Raw genomic sequence first — 19188 nt, 5'->3', positions numbered from 1 at the left:
ATAACAGGCAATAATAATTAAGTAGACTTTCACTATTATTGAGTTGGATATGGTACTTCTTTATCAATAATCGTTACTCCATCTCGTACAATTTTATAGTGTCCCTTTGAACCTTCTTGAATTACAAATTCTAAAGAAATAGTCGCTGATTCAGTAATTGTTCTCGTTTCAACCGGTCTATCCATTTTTTGCTGCATGTCTTCTTTATAAATTTCTATTGTTTGCGGCTTTTTTTCACCTGTTACAGCAGGCTCATATGGGATAGAGATATTGTCCAATTTTACCGTTTTAGTCACTTTAGGCTTTTGACCATCAGAGATAATAATAGTTACTTTATCTCCCTCTTTTAATGGTGTACCTGGTTTTGGAAATTGCGAAATTACAAGTCCTTTTTCGACTGTATCTGAATACTCTCGTTTTATATCTGACGTTAGTTTTCTCTCATTCAAATAACCAGTTACACTATTTTCAGTCCACCCCGAAAAGTCACCTGGTCTAATTTGATAAGGACCTTTACTTACCCAGATTTTCAGTTCTTGCTCCGCTTCTATAACCATTTGATCAGGCGTCGGAATTTGCTCTACAATTTCACCTTTCGGCTTATCATTTTCAATATAATTTACTGTAACTTGTTTATATTTTTCTTCTAACTCAGCTTTTACACTCTCAAAGTTTTGCCCTGTGAAATTTGCCATCTTACTTTTCTTTTTCCCACCTGATTGATAGATAGTAATTTTAGCGTTTTCTTTTACGACTCTTCCTGCTACAGGGTCCGTTTTTATTACATCCCCAACTTCAACATCATCTGTATATACAATATTAGGCTCCGTCACCTCAAAGCCCTTTTCTACTAATGTATTTACAGCTGTCGTGTATTTCATACCAGCCACATCAGGAACTTTCACATCTTTCGGAATAAATAATCCTGGAATAACCGTAAGCGCTAATGTTATTCCTATTGCTAAAAATAAAAATGTTGAAATTAAAACTTTAAGCCACTTGTTACTCCGTTTTTTCTTCTTATCTAACTCAGCTGCTTCTGCTCTTATCGGTTCTTCCACCTTACTCCCTTTTAAAACAATCGTTTCATCACTTACATTTTCAAATAATTGTTCTTGTTGAATAATCGGAATCGCTTTCGTCGCTTCCATATCTTCTGGTATGTAAAACGGTTGCTCATTTATCCTCTCTGGATATAGCGCAGTTTCAATATCTCGCTTCATCGCATTGGCAGATTGATATCGATGGAACGGATCTTTTGCAGTTGCTTTTAATATAATATTTTCAACACTTTGCGGAATATTTTCATTCCATCTTTTTGGTGATGGGATTTCACTTTGTAAATGTTTTAAAGCTATAGCAACAGCAGATTCGCCAGAAAACGGTTGTCTTCCTGTTAACAATTCAAACATAACTATCCCAAGAGAATAGATATCTGATTGTTTATTTGCTATTCCGCCACGTGCCTGTTCTGGTGATAAATAATGGACTGAACCGAGCACTGAATTTGTATGTGTAATTGTTGTTGCACTTGTAGCTGTCGCAATTCCAAAATCTGTTACTTTTATTATTCCATCAGCTCGAATTAAAATATTGTGCGGCTTTATATCACGATGCACAATTTCAAAATGATGGGCGTGTGCCATAGCGGATGTTAACTGCTCCATAATATCAAGAGCTTCTCCTATAGGTAACATCCCTCGCTCAATTATGTATTGCTTCAATGTTTGTCCTGGTACATATTCCATGACAAGATAGTATATACCATCTTCTTCTCCGACATCATACATATTCACAATATTTGGATGCGACAACGTTGTAACAGACTGCGCTTCTCGATGGAAACGTTTAATAAACTCTTCGTTATTTGAGTAGTCGAGTCTTAATATTTTTACCGCTACATCTCGGCCAAGTATATCATCATGAGCTAAATATACATTGGCCATTCCGCCACCACCAATCATTTTCAGCAGCTTATAACGGTCATTTAAGCGTTTTCCAATCAGCACGTTGCACTTCACCTACTTTCGTTTGTCGAACCCGCATAATCAATAAGAACAAGTGTGATATTATCTTCTCCACCGCGATCATTTGCCAATTGAATGAGACACTGCCCTTTACCTTCAAGCTGTTCATTTAACTGTAAAATTTGTCGCATATCATCAATAGAAACTTTGTTTGATAACCCATCAGAGCAAAGAAGTAATTGATCATCTTCCTCAATCACCAACGTTTTAACATCTAACCCAACTTTTTCTTCTGTTCCTAATGCTCTTAATAACACATTCTTTTTCGGATGATACTCTGCGTCTTCCTTTGAAATTTCACCATGTTTCACAAGCTCATTTACAAGCGAATGATCTTCCGTTACTAGCGTCATTTCTCCTTCTGATACCATATAGCAACGACTATCTCCTATATGCCCTATTGTCACAAAGCTTGGTGTACAAACAGCTATTATAAGCGTTGTTCCCATACCATTACATTCTGCATTTTGCTGAGCATATTCATATATACGCTCATTAATAATCCCAACACTAGTATGTAACCATTGTTCTACTTTTTTCGGCTCATTCATATTATGTGTTTGCTTCCAATAATCATGGAATAATTGAATGGCCATCGAGCTAGCTACATCACCAGCTCGATGACCTCCCATTCCATCTGCTACTACCGCTAATACATTTCCATCTAAATTGTGAAAAACTCCTGCACTATCTTCATTATGTTGACGAACTTTTCCTTTATCCGATAGAAATACGGCTTTCATCTCGTCACCTCGTCTCTTCTTTGCGCTCCTTCGCACGCAACTGACCGCAGGCTGCATCAATATCATGACCTTGTTCACGGCGAATCGTTACATTCACTCCACGATCTTTTAACGTTTTTTCGAACAAGAAAATTTGTTCACGTGGCGTACGTACATAATCACGTTCAGGTACGTAGTTTACCGGAATCAAGTTCACATGACATTTTACACCTTTTAAGAGCGCAGCAAGCTCTTCAGCATGCTCTACTTGGTCATTTTCTCCTCCAAATAATCCATATTCAAAAGTAATACGACGCCCTGTTCTATTTACATAGTATTTAATAGCTTCCATTAAATCTGGTAATTTATAAGCACGGTTAATCGGCATTAATTTTGAACGTAATTCTGAGTTTGGAGCATGCAATGAAATCGCAAAATTAATTTGTAGATCTTCTTCAGCAAACTTATAAATTTTCGGGATAATTCCACTCGTCGAAACAGTCATATGTCTCGCACCAATATGAAGTCCTTTTTCATGGTTAATGATGCGTAAGAATCCCATTAAATTATCATAGTTATCAAATGGTTCTCCAATCCCCATAACAACAAGAGAACTTACACGTTCTTCTGTTTCATCAAGCGCACGCTGAACTTCTACTACTTGCGCTACGATTTCTCCAGCTTCTAGGTTTCGCTTTAATCCACCAAGTGTCGAAGCACAGAACGTACACCCAATACGACAACCAACTTGCGTTGTTACACAAATGGAATTTCCATATTCGTGTCGCATTAATACCGTTTCAATAGAATATCCGTCATATAATTGGAATAAGAATTTAATTGTTCCATCCGAAGACGTTTGTTTTACTAACGTTTTTAAAGTAGTAATATCAAAGGAATTCGACAATTTATCACGCAATCCTTTAGAAAGGTTTGACATATCCTCATAATTTTTTACACGTTTTTTATATAACCAATCAAAAATTTGTCCAGCACGGAACTTCGGTTCTCCTTGTTCCTTTAACCAATCTTGCATTTCATGAAGTTGTAAAGAGTAAATTGATGGTTTCTTCGTTTCTAAATTTTTCTTTTGTTTTCTTACAGTCGTTTCCATGATGCTACACCTTCTTCCTTAAACAAGCAATATAAAAGCCATCCGTCGCAAAATAATGCGGTAAAATTTGCACTTGACCTTCATCAATATACGGAGTTAATTTTTCTGGCATACGCTCTTTAAGCGTAGTATCCCATTCAAATTCAGGATGTTCTTGTAAAAATTTCTCTATTACTTGTTCATTTTCTATTTTCTCAATTGTGCACGTACTATAAACAAGACGACCGCCTTGTTTTAATAATGGTGCTATTTTTTCTAGTATTGCAATTTGAATCGTCGATAATCTTTCACTATCGCCTTTATCTTTTCCTAACTTAATATCAGGTTTACGTCTAATTACACCAAATCCAGAACACGGTGCATCTACCAATATTTTATCAAACGTTTCATTTGCAAAGTGCTCTTGCACTTTTCTAGCATCTAGCGCTTTAGTTTCGACATTTTCTAGACCAAGTCGCTCTGCTTGCTGTTTAATTAAACGTACTTTGTGTGCATGTAAATCAAGGGACATGACCTTACCAGTTCCCTTTAATCGTTCCGCGATATGCGTTGTTTTTCCGCCTGGAGCAGCACAACTATCAAGAACTGCATCTCCCGTATTCGGTTCTAAAGCGCGTGCTACAAGCATAGAACTTTCATCTTGAATAGAAAGAAATCCTTTTTTAAACGCTTCTGTATGCGCTACATTTCCTCTTTCAATCTGAATAGCATCATCTGATAAGTCACCACGTTTTGCTTCTATACCTTCACTTGCTAACAACTCAATCGCTTCTTCTACAGTTACCTTATCAACATTCACACGCGCTGTTGGTACAGGGGGTAACATGTTTACTTCGCACATTTTTTCTGCAGTTTCTAAACCGTATTCTGAAGTCCACTCTTGGACAAGCCAAACTGGATGACTTGTTGTAATTGCAAGACGTTCTACTGGATCCTTGATTTCATCTACAGAAGGTACACCTTCTCTCTGAATCGAACGTAATACACCGTTCACCATACCAGCAATTCCTTTATGCCCGCGACGCTTTGCAATCTCAACCGCTTCATGAATAGCCGCTCTTTCTGGCACTCGGTCTAAATAAATCATTTGATATAAAGATAAGCGAAGCAATACTCTTACCCACGCCTCAACCTTCTTTTTTAAAAAAGGCTGTAAATAATAATCTAATGTGTCACGACGTTGAATCGTTCCATATACAATTTCAGTTAATAAACCAATATCTTTTCTATCAATTGCACTTTTTTCAATTAGATTATTTAAAAGTAAGTTGCTATATGCACCACTTTTTTCCACTTGAATTAAACCATCAAGAGCTAATTCACGAACATTTTGTCTCATGCATTTTCTCCTAACTTCGTTCCAATTTCAGGTTTTGTTCCACGTAAAAATTGTGAACAACTCATACGCTTTTTACCAGAAGGTTGCAATTCAGTAATTTTAACACCTGTTTCATTACTCGTTGCTACAACAAAACCATCTTCTTCGATTGCAACAATCGTACCTGCTTCAGCCGGTTCAGTTATAGGCACTTTTTCCCCCCACCATACTTTAACAACTTGTCCTGCTAAAGTTGTATAAGCAACTGGCCATGGATTCAATCCGCGAATGTGATTGTATACTTCTTCACCTGTTTTTGTCCAATCAATTTTCTCTTGCTCACGTTTTATATTGTACGCAAACGTTACTTCTTCTTCGTTTTGTTTAATCGGTTCTAACTTACCTTGAATTAATAAAGGCACTGTTTTAGATAGAAGGTGTGCTCCTGCTTCACTTAATTTATCAAATAATGAGCCTGTCGTTTCACGCTCTTCAATTTCAACTTCCACTTGCGTTAAGATATCACCAGCATCCAATTTTTCTACCATATACATAATTGTAATACCTGTTTTTTCTTTACCTTCCATAATTGCATAATGAATTGGTGCACCACCACGAAGTTCAGGAAGTAAAGAAGCGTGAACATTAATACACCCATACTTTGGTGCTTCTAAAATTTCATTTGGTACAATCTGCCCAAATGCAGCTGTTACAATTAAATCTGGCTCTAATGCCAATACTTTTTCATATTCATCTTTTTCACGAATTTTTAACGGCTGTAACACAGGGATACCATGTTTTTCCGCTTCAACTTTAACAGGTGTAGGTGTTAATACTTTTTTTCTACCTACTGGACGATCAGGTTGCGTCACAACACCTACTACCTCATAGCCATCTTCAATAAGACGACGAAGCACCGGCACTGAAAAGTCCGGTGTTCCCATAAACACTACTTTTATCATTTAAAAACCGCTCCTTTTAACACCTATTCTAGTTCGTTTTCTTCATAATATCTTGTCACTTTCGATGTAAATAAAACACCGTGTAAATGATCAATTTCATGTTGAATTGCACGCGCTAAAAATCCTTCCGCTTCTAATAAGAATACTTTCCCACGGCGATTTTGCGCTCTTACTTTAATATAATCGGCACGTTCTACTTCACCATAAAGTCCCGGGAAGCTTAAACAGCCTTCGGGACCTACTTGTTCACCACGTTTTTCTAATATTGATGGATTGATTAACTCGATTTTCCCAGTATCATCATCGACATCAACAACCGCTACTTGCAAGCTTACACCTACTTGAGGCGCAGCTAAACCGACTCCGTCCGCAATTAACATTGTTTCATGCATATCTTTCAACAATTTCACTAACTTTTTATCAAAGTTAATTACTCTTTCGCATGGTGTTTCTAACACTTCATTTGGATGCTTTATTATTTCTAAAACTGCCATATTTCCCTCCGCTACATTAACATTGTTGGATTAAAATCAATTGAGATTTGTAGCTCTTTTTGCATTTCTGCTTGATAATGTTCATTTACCATTTTGAGCACGTTCTTTAAGTTTGGTTCCCGTTTGTATTTTATCATGCATTGATAACGATATCTATCTTTTATCCTTGGAATCGCTGAAGCAACTGGTCCTAGCACCATTGTTTGCTGTGAGCAATGCGTTCGTAAATACGAGGCAATTTTTTCCGTCACTTGTACCGCTTTTAATAATTCTGGATGAGATACAGTTACGAGTACAACATAGTAATATGGGGGATATTGTCTTGTTCGTCTCATTTGCATTTCTTGGTCAAAAAACACATCATATTGTTGGTTCTTCGCTAACTCTATACTGTAATGTTCTGGCGTATACGTTTGAATCACAACTTCCCCTGGCAATTCATGTCTACCCGCTCGTCCACTTACTTGCGTCAATAACTGATATGTCTTTTCACTCGCCCGAAAATCAGGTAAGTGAAGCATCGTATCTGCAGTTAAAACCCCAACGAGCGTTACTTTCGGAAAATCTAATCCTTTAGCAATCATTTGTGTTCCAAGTAATATATCTGCTTTTTCTTCCCCAAACGCCTTTAATAATTTTTCATGCATTCCTTTTCGACTTGTCGTATCTACATCCATTCGAATGACTCGCGCCTCTGGAAATAGTTTTGTAATTTCTTCTTCTACCTTTTGTGTACCTGTACCAAAGAAACGAATGTATGTACTTTGACAAGCTGGACACTCAGTTGGCATATTCTCTTCGTAACTACAATAATGACATTTTAAACGATGATTCATTTTATGATATGTCAATGAAATATCACAATGCGGACATTGGACAACATACCCACAATCACGACACATAACAAATGTAGAATGACCTCTTCTATTTAAAAAGAGTACCATTTGTTCTTTCTTTTCTAATCGATCTGCTATTTTTTCATGCAGCGCCTTAGAAAACATTGATCGATTCCCGTCACGAAGTTCTTCTCGCATGTCAACAATCTCTACCGTTGGTAAAGCTTGTTCATTCATACGTTTTTCCATTGTTAATAGTTCATAAACACCTTTTTTCGCCCTTGCAAACGATTCAAGTGTTGGTGTCGCACTACCAAGAACGATAGGACATTTATGATATTGTCCTCTCCAGACAGCTACATCTCTTGCATGATACCTCGGATTATCTTCTTGTTTGTAACTTGATTCATGCTCTTCATCAATAATAATAATCCCTAAATTCTCAAAAGGCGCAAAAACAGCTGAACGCGCACCAACTACAACTTTCACTTCTTTTCTTAAAATCTTACGCCACTCGTCATACTTTTCTCCAACAGACAACGCACTATGAAGAACTGCAACTTGCGAGCCAAACCTACCTTTAAAACGATCCACCATTTGGGGCGTTAGTGCAATTTCAGGAACAAGAACGATAGCTTCTTTTCCTTTCTTGAGCACTGCTGCTATAGATTGTAAATATACTTCTGTCTTTCCACTTCCTGTAACACCATATAGTAAAAATGGATTATAAGTTTCATTTGTAATTGATGATAAAATCGGTGTAATAACTTGTTTTTGTTCCTCCGTAAGTGGAAATGGTTTTGTTTGTTCAAAATCATCATCGTCATACGGATTTCGGTATACTTCCACATACTTTTCTGAAATGAATCCCTTTTTAACAAGTGCTTTTATTGGAGCATCTGTTATTTGTAACTCTTCTGTAATTACTTTCAACGGTGTACTTTTATAATTTTCCACAAAATAATAAAGTACATCTTGTTGTTTTTTACTTTTCAGTTCAAATGCCGCTAATTCCAATTTATCTTCTGGCAACTTCGGCTGAACCACTCTTTGCTTCTTCTTTTGTACTTTATCTTTCACCTGATAAACGACTTCAACCGTACCATTTTTAATTTCTTGTTGAATAGTTCGGTATAAATGTGGCTGTTGCTCGATTACTTCAAAATCAATTGCTTCTTTATCCTGAAATAAATATAGTATTTCAGGTGCTATTTCTTCCTGTTTACAAAGTTGTAGACGTTTTTTATACGTTGCTTTTATCGCAGTTGGAAGCATCACTTGAAAAGCTGAAATCATGTAGCATAACGTTTCACTTGTAAGCCAATATCCAAGCTTTAATAATTCATCATTTAAAACCGGTGTTACATCTAATATTTCATGGATTGTCTTTAACTTCTTACTTTCTACATCCACCGAATCTTTAATCCCAATAATAAAACCTTGCAATTTTCTTGGCCCAAACGGAACTACTACACGCATTCCTGTCTGTACAATATCTTCCCATTTTTCAGGAATAATATAATCAAATGGTCGATCTGTCTGACGGGCAGGTACATCAACAATTACACTTGCAAATTTCATAAACGATCATCTTCTAACATCATTTCAATTTGCTTCAATATTTCACGAGCTACCTCTTTTTTCATTAAAAGTGGCAACTCAATAACTTTTCCATCTTTTCTATACATTGTTACAATATTCGTATCCGTGCCAAATCCAGCTCCTTGCGCTTTTACATCATTCGCGACAATCATATCTGCATTTTTCTCACGTAGTTTTTTCGTTGCATATTCCTCTACATTTGTCGTTTCAGCAGCAAAACCGATAAGTAACTGTTTATCCTTTTTCTGACCTAACGTTTTTAAAATATCCACCGTTCTTTCAAGTTCAATGACAGCATCACCATTTTGCTTTTTCATTTTATTCTCATGCACATATTTCGGACGATAATCTGCAACTGCTGCTGTTTTAATGACAACGTCTACGTTTTGATAATGTTGAAGAACTGCTTCTAACATATCTTGTGCAGATTCCACTTGCACTGTCGTTACATGTAACGGTGGATTTAATGCTGTCGGTCCTGAAACGAGTATAACATCAGCGCCTAAATTCGCTGCCACTTCCGCAATCGCATACCCCATTTTCCCAGAAGAAAAATTCGTCATAAAACGAACTGGATCAACCTTTTCACGTGTTGGGCCAGCAGTTATTAATATTCTTTTTCCCTGCAATGGTTTGTGTTCTGAGAAAGCTTCCTCTAACCGTGCAATAATTGCTTCAGGTTCTTCTAGTCGTCCCTTCGCTACATATCCACATGCTAAAAAGCCTTCCCCAGGCTCAATAAATGTATATCCTAGCGTTTTCAATGTCATCATATTTTTTTGAACTATTTTATTTTCATACATATGCACATTCATAGCAGGCGCAATCCATACCGGAGCTGTAGTAGCTAACAAAGTAGTTGTAATCATATCATCTGCAATACCACCAGCTAACTTTCCAATACAATTGGCAGTAGCAGGTGCGACAAGTACAACATCCGCCCAATCTGCTAAATCAATATGAGCAATAACAGCTGAGTCTTTCTCATCGAATGTATCCGTATATACATCATGGCGAGAAAGCGCTTGGAATGTAAGAGGCGTAACAAACTTCATTGCCGACTCACTCATCATTACTTTGACAATCGCGCCAGATTGTGTCAATTTACTCGTTAACGCAGCTGCTTTAAAAACCGCAATGCCTCCTGTTACACATAAAAGTATCTTTTTCCCTTTTAGCATATGACTCGTCCTCTTTCTTTTTCAAACTTATAATACTGAAATAGAATTCTCAGCTCGTCAGTACCGATATTTCATTCCTTTCGTAAAAAAATAACAACCTACTTGTAAATAGGTTGTTACCGTTACATAGAAAATTATAAAGTCTATGTTTTATTTTGTCGAAGGCAAAGGCTTATTCAGCTACTTTATCTTCACTTGGTACGTAGCTTAATGCTTCTGCATCGATTTCTTCTAATGCTTTACCTACACATTTATGAGAAACAGGTTTTTCTACAACACAGTTATTAGCAAGTTGCATTTCACGTGCGCGTTTTGCAGCCACTGTTACTAAAGTGTACTTAGAATCGATTTTTTGTAGTAATGAGTCAATTGATGGATTTAACATAATTATAGACCCTCCGTCATTTCTTTATAATATTTTGCTACCCTTTCGCGGCGGCAATGTTCGCCAACCACAATTGCTTTAATTCTATCACAAGCTAATTCAACTTGATCGTTTTCTACTACATAGTCGTAAGCGTCCATCATCTCGATTTCTTCTTTCGCTACAGTTAAACGATTTTCAATAACATCTTCAGTCTCTGTACCACGTCCGACAATACGGCTCTTTAGTTCAGATAAACTTGGAGGTGCTAAGAAAATAAATACACCTTCTGGGAAAGCTTTCTTAACTTGAATTGCTCCTTGCACTTCAATTTCTAAGAATACATCTTTTCCTTCTTGTAATGTTTTTTCAACATAGTCAATCGGTGTTCCGTAATAATTACCTACGAACTCAGCCCACTCAAGTAATTTTTCATTACGAATCATTTCCTCGAATTCTTCTCTTTCTTTAAAGAAATAATCCACACCATCTACTTCACCTTCACGCGGCTTACGTGTCGTTACTGAAATAGAGTACTGAAAACGTGTATCCTCATGGCTAAACAGCTCTTTACGAACCGTCCCTTTTCCAACCCCAGAAGGCCCTGAAAGAACGATGAGCAATCCTCTTCTACTTCTCATAAATATGTAAAACCTACCCTTCCTCACTTAAATCTTCTTTATTATTCAAACGATGTGCAATCGTCTCTGGTTGAATTGGACTTAATACAACATGCCCATCATCCATAACAATAACCGCCCTTGTTTTTCTCCCATACGTAGCATCAAGCAAAGCATTATGTTCGCGTGCTTCTTGTACTGTTCGTTTAATAGGAGCTGACTCCGGACTTACAATAGCAATAATTCGATGAGCAGATACAATATTTCCGTATCCAATATTTAAAAACCGCATGGCCATAGTTTGCGCCTCCTAGTAAGTCTATCCGATTTCTCCACCACGTATAACTTTATATATTTTTTGAAAGCTACTCAATATTTTGTACTTGTTCACGAATTTTTTCAAGGTTATTTTTCATTTCTACAACATATTTTGAAATTGTTAAGTCATTTGCCTTAGAACCAATCGTATTAATTTCTCTATGCATCTCTTGCACGATGAAATCCATTTTCCTTCCAACAGGCTCTTCAATCTGCAATGTTTCACGAAATTGCTCTAAATGACTTTGCAAACGAACTAACTCTTCATGAATATCACAACGCTCTGCAAAGATTGCGACTTCTGTTAGCAATCTTTGTTCATCTAGATCTTGATTATGTAATTCTTTTAAGCGATTTTCTAATCGTTCACGATATTTTTGTGTAACAATTGGTGCATGTGGAATAATTGCATTTACACAATTGCTAATCTCTTGTAAACGATACGCTATATCTTTATGTAATCGTTCTCCTTCGCCATCTCTCATCGTTTTCAACATATGAGCAGCTTGACGAACAGCCTCATATAAACTGTTCTCAAAATGTTCATTTACATTTTCTATTTCTTCAATTGCTGTTACTTCTGGCATTGCCATTAATTGCTGAAGTGTAATAGAATCTTGTAATTGAAATTTCCCTTTTATATCTTCCATCATCGATTGGTACTGCTCAAGAAGTGACCAATTCACACTTAATTTTCTTTCAACAAGTCCTTCACCCGCTATACTAATAGACACTTCAATGCGTCCACGTCGAACTTGCTGTGCAATTATTTTACGAATTTTGTCCTCAAATACCATCATTTGCTTAGGAAGTCGAATACTCATCTCTAAAAAACGGTGGTTCACCGATTTCATTTCTACTGTAATTTGAAAAGTATCACTTTCTACTTTCGATCTTCCAAACCCTGTCATACTAGAAATCATTTTTATCACATCCAAGCCATAAAATAACTCAATGAAAAAGGTAATAGAGACAAGGCTCTACTACCTTCTGTAAATTATATCACATTTTCATAACATTGACTATTTCAAGTTTAATCCCTTCTTATATAATATCGGCTTTTTCTTCTTAGCCTTTTTCCCTGTTAATAAAGAACCTACTAGTAAGAAAGTCGGAATTGATGACAAACCTCCAATTAATAACCAATCTCTTGCTTGTATCGGCATTGTGCTAAAAATTGGTTGTAACGGTGGATAATATATAACCACTAGCATGAGTAGTAACGAAATAATAACCGCCCCTACTAAATACACGTTCCCAAATGGATTACGGTGAAAGACAGAATGCTCACTACGACAATCAAATACATGAATAAGCTGAGCAAGTACCAACGTCGCGAACGCTACAGTTTGTGCATATTTCAGTTCATTTGGATGTTGGTTATATGCAATAATAAAAGCCACTAACGTCACTGCTCCAATTAAAAACCCTCGACTTATTATTTTCCACGCAAGCCCTCTAGCGAATACCCCTTCTTTCGGGTGACGCGGTGTTCTCTTCATCACATCTCCTTCAGCCTTATCCAAACCTAATGCCATCGCTGGTAAACCATCAGTAACTAAGTTCACCCATAAAATTTGAATAGGAACCATCGGCAGTGGTAATGCAAGTAACATCGCAAATAACATAACTAAAATTTCTCCAACATTTGACGCCAATAAGTAGCGAATGAACTTACGTATGTTCTCATATATATTTCTTCCTTCTTTAATTGCTGATTTAATTGTAGCAAAATTATCGTCTAGTAAAACAAGTGAAGAGGCTTCTTTCGCAACATCTGTCCCTGTAATTCCCATCGCTATCCCAATATCCGCTGTTTTTATCGCTGGAGCATCGTTCACTCCATCACCTGTCATCGCTACTATATGTCCTTGATTTTGCAGTGCCTTAACAATTTTCAATTTATGCTCAGGTGATACACGAGCGAATACATACGTATCTTCTACAACATTTTCTAATTCCTCCACATCCATATTCGCGAGTTCTACTCCTTCAACAACGCGTCCATCTGGTGGTAAAACTCCTAATTGTTCAGCAATCGCCATTGCTGTCACTTTATGATCACCTGTAATCATTACTGTTCGAATACCAGCTTCTTTACACTCTTTTACCGCCTGCGCGACTTCTGGCCTTGGCGGGTCAATCATACCTTGTATCCCAACCAACATAAAATCTTTTTCAACGTCTCTTTCATGTTCAATAGAATCCGTGACTTTTAAAGGTTTAAACGCAACTGCAATTGTTCGAAGCGCTTGACTACCTAAGCTATGAATAGCCGCCTGTACTTCTTTTCTATATAGCTCACTTAACGGCTGCTGCTTATCCCCCCATAAGATTGTTTGGCTCATTTGCAAAAGAACATCCGGTGCTCCTTTCGTAACAATAAACTTTTTCCCCTCTCGATCTCGTACAATAACACTCATCATTTTTCGAGTTGAATCAAATGGAAATTCACGAATAATTTCAAATTTCCCTTTCAATGCCTCACGTGTTATCCCAGCTTTCATTGCTGCAGCTACAAGCGCTCCCTCTGTTGGATCTCCATCTAATACGTACGCCTTTTTCTTTTGCATAATATTTGCATTGTTACATAGTGAACCAAATGTAAGTAGCTGATAAAGTGATTTTGTCTTAGCTGGATTCACTTCTTTTTCACCTTTCATAAAAGAGCCATTAGGTTCATATCCTTGCCCTGTCACTTTCCACAATTCTCCGCCTGACCACATATGTGTTACCATCATTTTGTTTTGCGTCATTGTTCCCGTTTTATCAGAGCATATAACAGAAGCGCAGCCTAACGTTTCTACGGCCGGTAACTTCCTTACAATTGCTCTCTTTTTTATCATACGCTGTACACCAAGTGATAAAGCTACTGTAACAATTGCTGGCAATCCTTCTGGAATAGCCGCAACAGCTAGCGATACCCCAGCTAAAAACATATGATATACTTCATTCCCTTGATACACACCAGCCAATACAACGAGCGCTGTCAAAATAAGAGCTACAATAATTAATATTTTTCCGAGCTGTTCTAACCTTCTTTGCAGTGGCGTTTCCATTTGCTCTGCATTTTGCAACATATTTGCAATTTGCCCCATCGCTGTATTCATACCAGTTGCTACAACGACTCCTGTACCAGATCCTCGCGTAATCATTGTCCCCATAAAAGCCATATTTTTTTGATCACCAATTGCAACATCTTGCCCTTGCAATGCTTCTACCTTCTTTTGTACAGGTACGGACTCCCCTGTCAAAGCAGACTCTTCAATATATAAACTTGATGCCTCAACAAGACGCACATCAGCCCCAATACGATCACCACTGGAAAACTTAATAATATCACCTAAAACAAGTGCTTTAGATGGTGCTTTTACCCACTTTCCATTCCGCATTACAGTAACTTGCGGGGCGGCTAGTTCCTTTAAAGCTTCCAATGATTTTTCAGCTTTTCTTTCTTGAAAAAAGCCGAGAATACCATTGATAATAACAATGGCAACAATAGCAATAGAATCAATGTATTCACCTAAAAACGCAGAAACAATTGTTGCTCCAAACAAAACGAGTACCATGAAATCTTTAAACTGTGCTAAAAATACCATTAGTGCAGAAGGCCTTTTTGCTTCTTCTAATTCATTAGTACCAAATTTCTTTACTCGCCCTTCTGCTTCTTTCTCTGTAAGTCCAACCTTTACATTCGTATTCGTTCTTTCTTCCACTTCATGTGCTCGCATTCCATACCAGTTCATCCTGCTATCGACCTCCTGATTCCAGACATACTCTATTGAAAGCTTATTCAGCCTCGTCCAAAAAAATGCTATAATTAACATTTAGTTAGAAAGGAGTGTTCATTTATGGCATTCGATGGATTATTTACAAGAGCGATTACACATGAAATTGAAAATTCTCTTTACACAGGAAGAATTTCCAAAATATATCAACCTTCAAAATACGAGATTTTATTACATATTCGAGCGAATGGAAAGAACCAAAAACTAATTCTTTCATCTCATCCTACATATGCGCGTATGCACTTAACGAATCAAAACTACGATTCGCCAGCAATACCGCCGATGTTCTGTATGCTTCTTCGCAAACATTTAGAAGGTGGATTTATTGAAAAAATTGAACAAATCGACTTAGAACGCATTATTCAAATTACAGTTCGCAGTCGCAATGAAATCGGAGACGAATCATTAAAAACATTAGTAATTGAAATAATGGGACGACATAGTAACATTATCTTATTAGATACGAAAACAAACGTGATTTTAGATAGCTTAAAACACGTTTCATTAGCCGTAAACCGTCACCGAACTGTATATGCTGGTGCTGAGTACGTCGCGCCACCAGTCCAACATAAAATCAATCCTCTGCAAATTGAAACCGCAGATGATTTTATTAGACCGCTAGACTTTCTATCTGGAAATATGGATAAACAACTCGTTGGTGCTTTCATGGGAATATCCCCATTATTTGCAAAAGAAGTAGTAAAGAAAGCCGGTATGGTAAACGAGAAAGCATTATCAGAAGCATTTTTCTCTATACAAACACCATTACTATCTCATGCATATACACCTACAATGATTACTGCAAATGGAAAAGAATTCTTTTATCTTTTCCCTCTTACACACTTGCAAGGAGAAGAAAAAACATTCTCATCAGTGAGCGAATTGTTAGATCGTTTCTTCTTTGGCAAAGCAGAACGTGATCGTGTAAAACAACAAGCTCATGATTTAGAACGCTTTATGCAAAACGAAAAAAATAAAAACGAGAAAAAACTCATTAAACTCGAAAAAACACTGCAAGATGCTGGAAAAGCAGATAAATATCAACTATTTGGAGAGCTACTTACAGCCAATATGTACGCTTTAAAAAAGGGCGATAAAGATATTGAGGTCGTTAATTATTACGATGAGGATGGTGGAACTGTAAAAATCACATTAGATCCTTTAAAAACACCATCTGAAAATGCACAACGCTATTTCCAAAAGTATCAAAAAGCAAAAAATTCGGTTGCTGTTGTAGAAGAACAAATCGAAAAAACAAATGAAGAAATTCTTTATTTTGATAGCTTACTTCAACAAATGGAAGCTGCTTCTTCAAAAGATATTGAAGAAATTCGTGAGGAATTAGCTGAAGAAGGTTATGTGCGCAATCGCAAAACGAAAAACGCAAAGAAAAAGCCTACTAAACCAGTATTAGATAAATATGTAGCAAGTGATGGCACAGAGATTTTCGTTGGTAAAAACAATAAACAAAATGATTATTTAACAACGAAGTTTGCCCGCCGTGATGAAATTTGGTTACATACGAAAGACATACCTGGCTCTCACGTTGTCATTCGTTCTTTAGAGCCTGCTGAAGAAACTTTACTAGAAGCTGCCAAAATTGCTGCCTATTACAGTAAAGCGAAAGAGTCTAGCTCTGTACCTGTTGATTTCACCAAAATACGCCATGTCAAAAAACCGAGTGGTGCAAAACTTGGTTTTGTTACGTACGACAATCAGCAAACCGTATATGTAACACCAGATGCTGATATTGTAATGAAATTAAAAGCGTAAATAAAAAAATGCGTTGCTTGTATGCAGCGCATTTTTTATATGTTTTCAATTTCGTTGCTATATCCATTCAATATTGTCAAAAAAATTGACAGTATCATTTCACATTTGTATAAATTTTTTTACAGCATGTAAATAAAGTACAAGTGTAACTCCAATCATTTTCCCCCATCCCCCTGCTATTCATTGAAGCAATCTAGATTTTATGAACAAACCGTCTCCCACAAATTACGGGCTATTTTTTTATCTCCCCTAAAATATATGTTGTCCCTACTATCCTTTCTTCAAATATACATTTTGGCACGCTATTTGCTTTATTCAATACTATGAATAGGAGGAATTAACATGACTTTAAAAATTAATAAAATCCAAAATCAACTACAAAACTATAAAATTGACGGGTTACTTATTACAAAAAAAGAAAACCGCCAATATGCAACAGGCTTTACAGGTAGTGCTGGCGTCGTCTTAATCTCTGCCGATCAAGCTGTTTTCATCACTGATTTCCGCTATGTAGATCAAGCGAAATCACAAATAAAAGATGCTGAAATTATTATGCATAAAGGAAATTTAGAAAAAGAAATTGCACATCAAGTATCGAAATTAAACATTCAAAAACTTGGAATTGAAGAAAACAACATGACATTGCAACAATATAAAAACTTGCAAAAATACGTACAGGCGGAAATGATTCAAGTGTGCGAAATTATCGAAAATATTCGTATCATTAAAGACACGCCTGAAATAGAAACAATGAAAATTGCAGCTAATATCGCGGACGAAGCATTTCATCATATCCTTACGTTTCTAAAACCAGGAATAAGTGAAAATGCTGTACGAGATGAATTAGAATTTTTCATGCGAAAAAAAGGTGCTACATCTTCATCATTTCAAATTATTGTAGCTTCTGGTGTTCGTTCTTCTCTTCCACATGGAGTTGCATCAAATAAAATAATTGAACGAGGCGACATCGTTACATTAGACTTTGGTGCACTTTACGACGGATATTGTTCCGATATAACACGTACCGTAGCAATAGGGGAACCATCGGAAGAATTCAAAAAAATATACAATGTTGTACGAGAAGCGTTAAAACGTGGGACTGAAGCGATTAAGCCTGGAGAAACTGCGAAAAGTATCGATGATGTAACGAGGGATTACATTACAGAACATGGATACGGTCAATACTTTGGCCACTCTACTGGGCACGGTCTTGGGTTAGAAATACATGAACCGCTTCGCCTATCCCAAGAAAGTAAGGTAACTTTACAAGAAGGTATGGTTGTTACAGTTGAGCCGGGCATTTACATACCGAACTGGGGTGGTTGTAGAATTGAAGATGATATCGTCATTACAAAAGACGGATATGAAGTTATTACAAAATCAAATAGAGAACTAATTGTAATCCCTTGTTAAAATCATGGCCTTTTTAAAAGGAGTTTTTTTCTACACATAGAATTCCTTCTCTGGAGTGTTCATTTAAAGAGGGGGAATTTAAATTGAATTTTGTAATTGATAAAATAGATGGTTTACAAGTTGAGTTTTCAAAACTTGTTTCCATGATGAATTACGCTCGTTATACAACAATGCAAGCAGTGGAAAGTTTAACAATTGAAGAACTTGATTATTTATATGATAAAGAAGCCAATTCAATTGGCATGCTGTTATATCACATGGCTGCTATTGAATTTTACTACCAAATCCATACCTTTGAGGATCGTGAACCGACGGAAGCTGAATTAGAACATTGGTTGCCAGCTATTGAGTTAGGGAATCTTGGACGAGAAAAAATAAAAGGAAACTCTTTAGAATTTTACATTAATACATTACAAGAAGTACGCTCTAAAACAATTGAAACATTTCAATCTTTACCTGATGAATGGCTATTTAAAACGACAGACTTTTGGTATGACAAACCAGCTAACAACTACTTTAAATGGTTTCACGTATTTGAAGATGAAATCAATCATCGCGGACAAATTCGCTTAATTAGGAAGATGCAAAAAGCTCATGCAGTAAAATAAGAAAGTGCCACCAGATAAGGTGGCACTTTCTTTTATTCATTTTTTAGG

At 36.6% G+C, this 19188-nt stretch carries 16 protein-coding genes; 3 read left to right on the top strand and 13 right to left on the bottom strand.

The window, feature by feature from the left end; genetic code table 11:
- Positions 1–35 precede the first annotated feature (35 nt).
- The 13 genes from pknB to MR112_RS08385 form a co-directional block, all read right to left on the bottom strand.
- Positions 36–2009 carry a Stk1 family PASTA domain-containing Ser/Thr kinase gene (gene pknB / locus MR112_RS08445; protein ID WP_000904747.1) on the bottom strand — a complete coding sequence of 658 codons (1974 nt, stop codon included), beginning with the start codon at positions 2007–2009 and terminating at the stop codon, positions 36–38.
- Positions 2010–2017: 8 nt separating this feature from the next.
- Positions 2018–2770, bottom strand: a complete 753-nt coding sequence (locus MR112_RS08440; protein WP_000648703.1) for a Stp1/IreP family PP2C-type Ser/Thr phosphatase — start codon at positions 2768–2770, stop codon at positions 2018–2020.
- A gap of 4 nt (positions 2771–2774) precedes the next feature.
- Complete coding sequence (gene rlmN / locus MR112_RS08435; RefSeq protein ID WP_000450540.1) at positions 2775–3863, bottom strand: dual-specificity RNA methyltransferase RlmN; 1089 nt, start codon at positions 3861–3863, stop codon at positions 2775–2777.
- Positions 3864–3867: 4 nt separating this feature from the next.
- Positions 3868–5202, bottom strand: a complete 1335-nt coding sequence (gene rsmB, locus MR112_RS08430) for a 16S rRNA (cytosine(967)-C(5))-methyltransferase RsmB (protein WP_001249666.1) — start codon at positions 5200–5202, stop codon at positions 3868–3870.
- Entirely contained in the window at positions 5199–6143 is a 945-nt protein-coding gene (gene fmt / locus MR112_RS08425) for a methionyl-tRNA formyltransferase (protein ID WP_000598804.1), read from the bottom strand. The genes rsmB and fmt overlap by 4 nt, the downstream gene beginning before the upstream one ends.
- A 23-nt stretch (positions 6144–6166) precedes the next feature.
- Complete coding sequence (gene def / locus MR112_RS08420) at positions 6167–6637, bottom strand: peptide deformylase (RefSeq protein WP_000279455.1); 471 nt, start codon at positions 6635–6637, stop codon at positions 6167–6169.
- A gap of 11 nt (positions 6638–6648) precedes the next feature.
- The gene (gene priA / locus MR112_RS08415; RefSeq protein WP_226368665.1) at positions 6649–9054 is read right to left on the bottom strand and encodes a primosomal protein N'; all 2406 of its coding nucleotides are present in this window, start codon (positions 9052–9054) and stop codon (positions 6649–6651) included.
- Positions 9051–10256, bottom strand: coding sequence for a bifunctional phosphopantothenoylcysteine decarboxylase/phosphopantothenate--cysteine ligase CoaBC (gene coaBC, locus MR112_RS08410; RefSeq protein ID WP_000911750.1), 1206 nt, complete (start codon positions 10254–10256; stop codon positions 9051–9053). Before coaBC ends, priA begins: the two co-directional genes overlap by 4 nt.
- Positions 10257–10428: 172 nt before the next feature.
- Positions 10429–10641, bottom strand: a complete 213-nt coding sequence (gene rpoZ / locus MR112_RS08405) for a DNA-directed RNA polymerase subunit omega (protein ID WP_000933960.1) — start codon at positions 10639–10641, stop codon at positions 10429–10431.
- Positions 10642–10643: 2 nt separating this feature from the next.
- Entirely contained in the window at positions 10644–11261 is a 618-nt protein-coding gene (gene gmk, locus MR112_RS08400) for a guanylate kinase (RefSeq protein ID WP_001257741.1), read from the bottom strand.
- Positions 11262–11274: 13 nt separating this feature from the next.
- Positions 11275–11538, bottom strand: coding sequence for an extracellular matrix/biofilm regulator RemA (gene remA / locus MR112_RS08395; RefSeq protein ID WP_001251456.1), 264 nt, complete (start codon positions 11536–11538; stop codon positions 11275–11277).
- 67 nt (positions 11539–11605) lie between these two features.
- Positions 11606–12481, bottom strand: coding sequence for a YicC/YloC family endoribonuclease (locus tag MR112_RS08390; RefSeq protein ID WP_000625869.1), 876 nt, complete (start codon positions 12479–12481; stop codon positions 11606–11608).
- A gap of 99 nt (positions 12482–12580) precedes the next feature.
- A complete protein-coding gene (locus MR112_RS08385) occupies positions 12581–15304 on the bottom strand; it encodes a calcium-translocating P-type ATPase, SERCA-type (RefSeq protein WP_226368667.1) in 2724 nt (907 codons plus the stop codon).
- 105 nt (positions 15305–15409) lie between these two features.
- Between MR112_RS08385 and MR112_RS08380 the strand changes: the two genes are divergently transcribed.
- From MR112_RS08380 to MR112_RS08370, 3 genes are all read left to right on the top strand, one after another.
- Positions 15410–17119, top strand: a complete 1710-nt coding sequence (locus MR112_RS08380) for an Rqc2 family fibronectin-binding protein (RefSeq protein WP_242244881.1) — start codon at positions 15410–15412, stop codon at positions 17117–17119.
- Positions 17120–17461: 342 nt separating this feature from the next.
- Positions 17462–18532: a M24 family metallopeptidase gene (locus tag MR112_RS08375; RefSeq protein WP_226368668.1), complete on the top strand. Its 1071-nt coding sequence runs from the start codon at positions 17462–17464 to the stop codon at positions 18530–18532.
- An 83-nt stretch (positions 18533–18615) separates the two neighbouring features.
- Complete coding sequence (locus tag MR112_RS08370; RefSeq protein WP_001012048.1) at positions 18616–19140, top strand: DinB family protein; 525 nt, start codon at positions 18616–18618, stop codon at positions 19138–19140.
- Positions 19141–19188: the final 48 nt, after the last annotated feature.

The organism is Bacillus cereus group sp. BfR-BA-01330 (genome assembly GCF_022663885.1).
GTDB lineage: Bacteria > Bacillota > Bacilli > Bacillales > Bacillaceae_G > Bacillus_A > Bacillus_A cereus.
This window is presented reverse-complemented; position numbering and strand designations above follow the sequence as displayed.

What these genes read in the sequence shown, in the direction of transcription:
- MR112_RS08440 (WP_000648703.1), bottom strand. Translation starts at nt 2,770, where the DNA reads ATGAAAGCCGTATTTCTATCGGATAAAGGAAAAGTTCGTCAACATAAT.
- rlmN (WP_000450540.1), bottom strand. Translation starts at nt 3,863, where the DNA reads ATGGAAACGACTGTAAGAAAACAAAAGAAAAATTTAGAAACGAAGAAA.
- rsmB (WP_001249666.1), bottom strand. Translation starts at nt 5,202, where the DNA reads ATGAGACAAAATGTTCGTGAATTAGCTCTTGATGGTTTAATTCAAGTG.
- fmt (WP_000598804.1), bottom strand. Translation starts at nt 6,143, where the DNA reads ATGATAAAAGTAGTGTTTATGGGAACACCGGACTTTTCAGTGCCGGTG.
- def (WP_000279455.1), bottom strand. Translation starts at nt 6,637, where the DNA reads ATGGCAGTTTTAGAAATAATAAAGCATCCAAATGAAGTGTTAGAAACA.
- priA (WP_226368665.1), bottom strand. Translation starts at nt 9,054, where the DNA reads ATGAAATTTGCAAGTGTAATTGTTGATGTACCTGCCCGTCAGACAGAT.
- coaBC (WP_000911750.1), bottom strand. Translation starts at nt 10,256, where the DNA reads ATGCTAAAAGGGAAAAAGATACTTTTATGTGTAACAGGAGGCATTGCG.
- rpoZ (WP_000933960.1), bottom strand. Translation starts at nt 10,641, where the DNA reads ATGTTAAATCCATCAATTGACTCATTACTACAAAAAATCGATTCTAAG.
- gmk (WP_001257741.1), bottom strand. Translation starts at nt 11,261, where the DNA reads ATGAGAAGTAGAAGAGGATTGCTCATCGTTCTTTCAGGGCCTTCTGGG.
- remA (WP_001251456.1), bottom strand. Translation starts at nt 11,538, where the DNA reads ATGGCCATGCGGTTTTTAAATATTGGATACGGAAATATTGTATCTGCT.
- MR112_RS08390 (WP_000625869.1), bottom strand. Translation starts at nt 12,481, where the DNA reads ATGATTTCTAGTATGACAGGGTTTGGAAGATCGAAAGTAGAAAGTGAT.
- MR112_RS08385 (WP_226368667.1), bottom strand. Translation starts at nt 15,304, where the DNA reads ATGAACTGGTATGGAATGCGAGCACATGAAGTGGAAGAAAGAACGAAT.
- MR112_RS08380 (WP_242244881.1), top strand. Translation starts at nt 15,410, where the DNA reads ATGGCATTCGATGGATTATTTACAAGAGCGATTACACATGAAATTGAA.
- MR112_RS08375 (WP_226368668.1), top strand. Translation starts at nt 17,462, where the DNA reads ATGACTTTAAAAATTAATAAAATCCAAAATCAACTACAAAACTATAAA.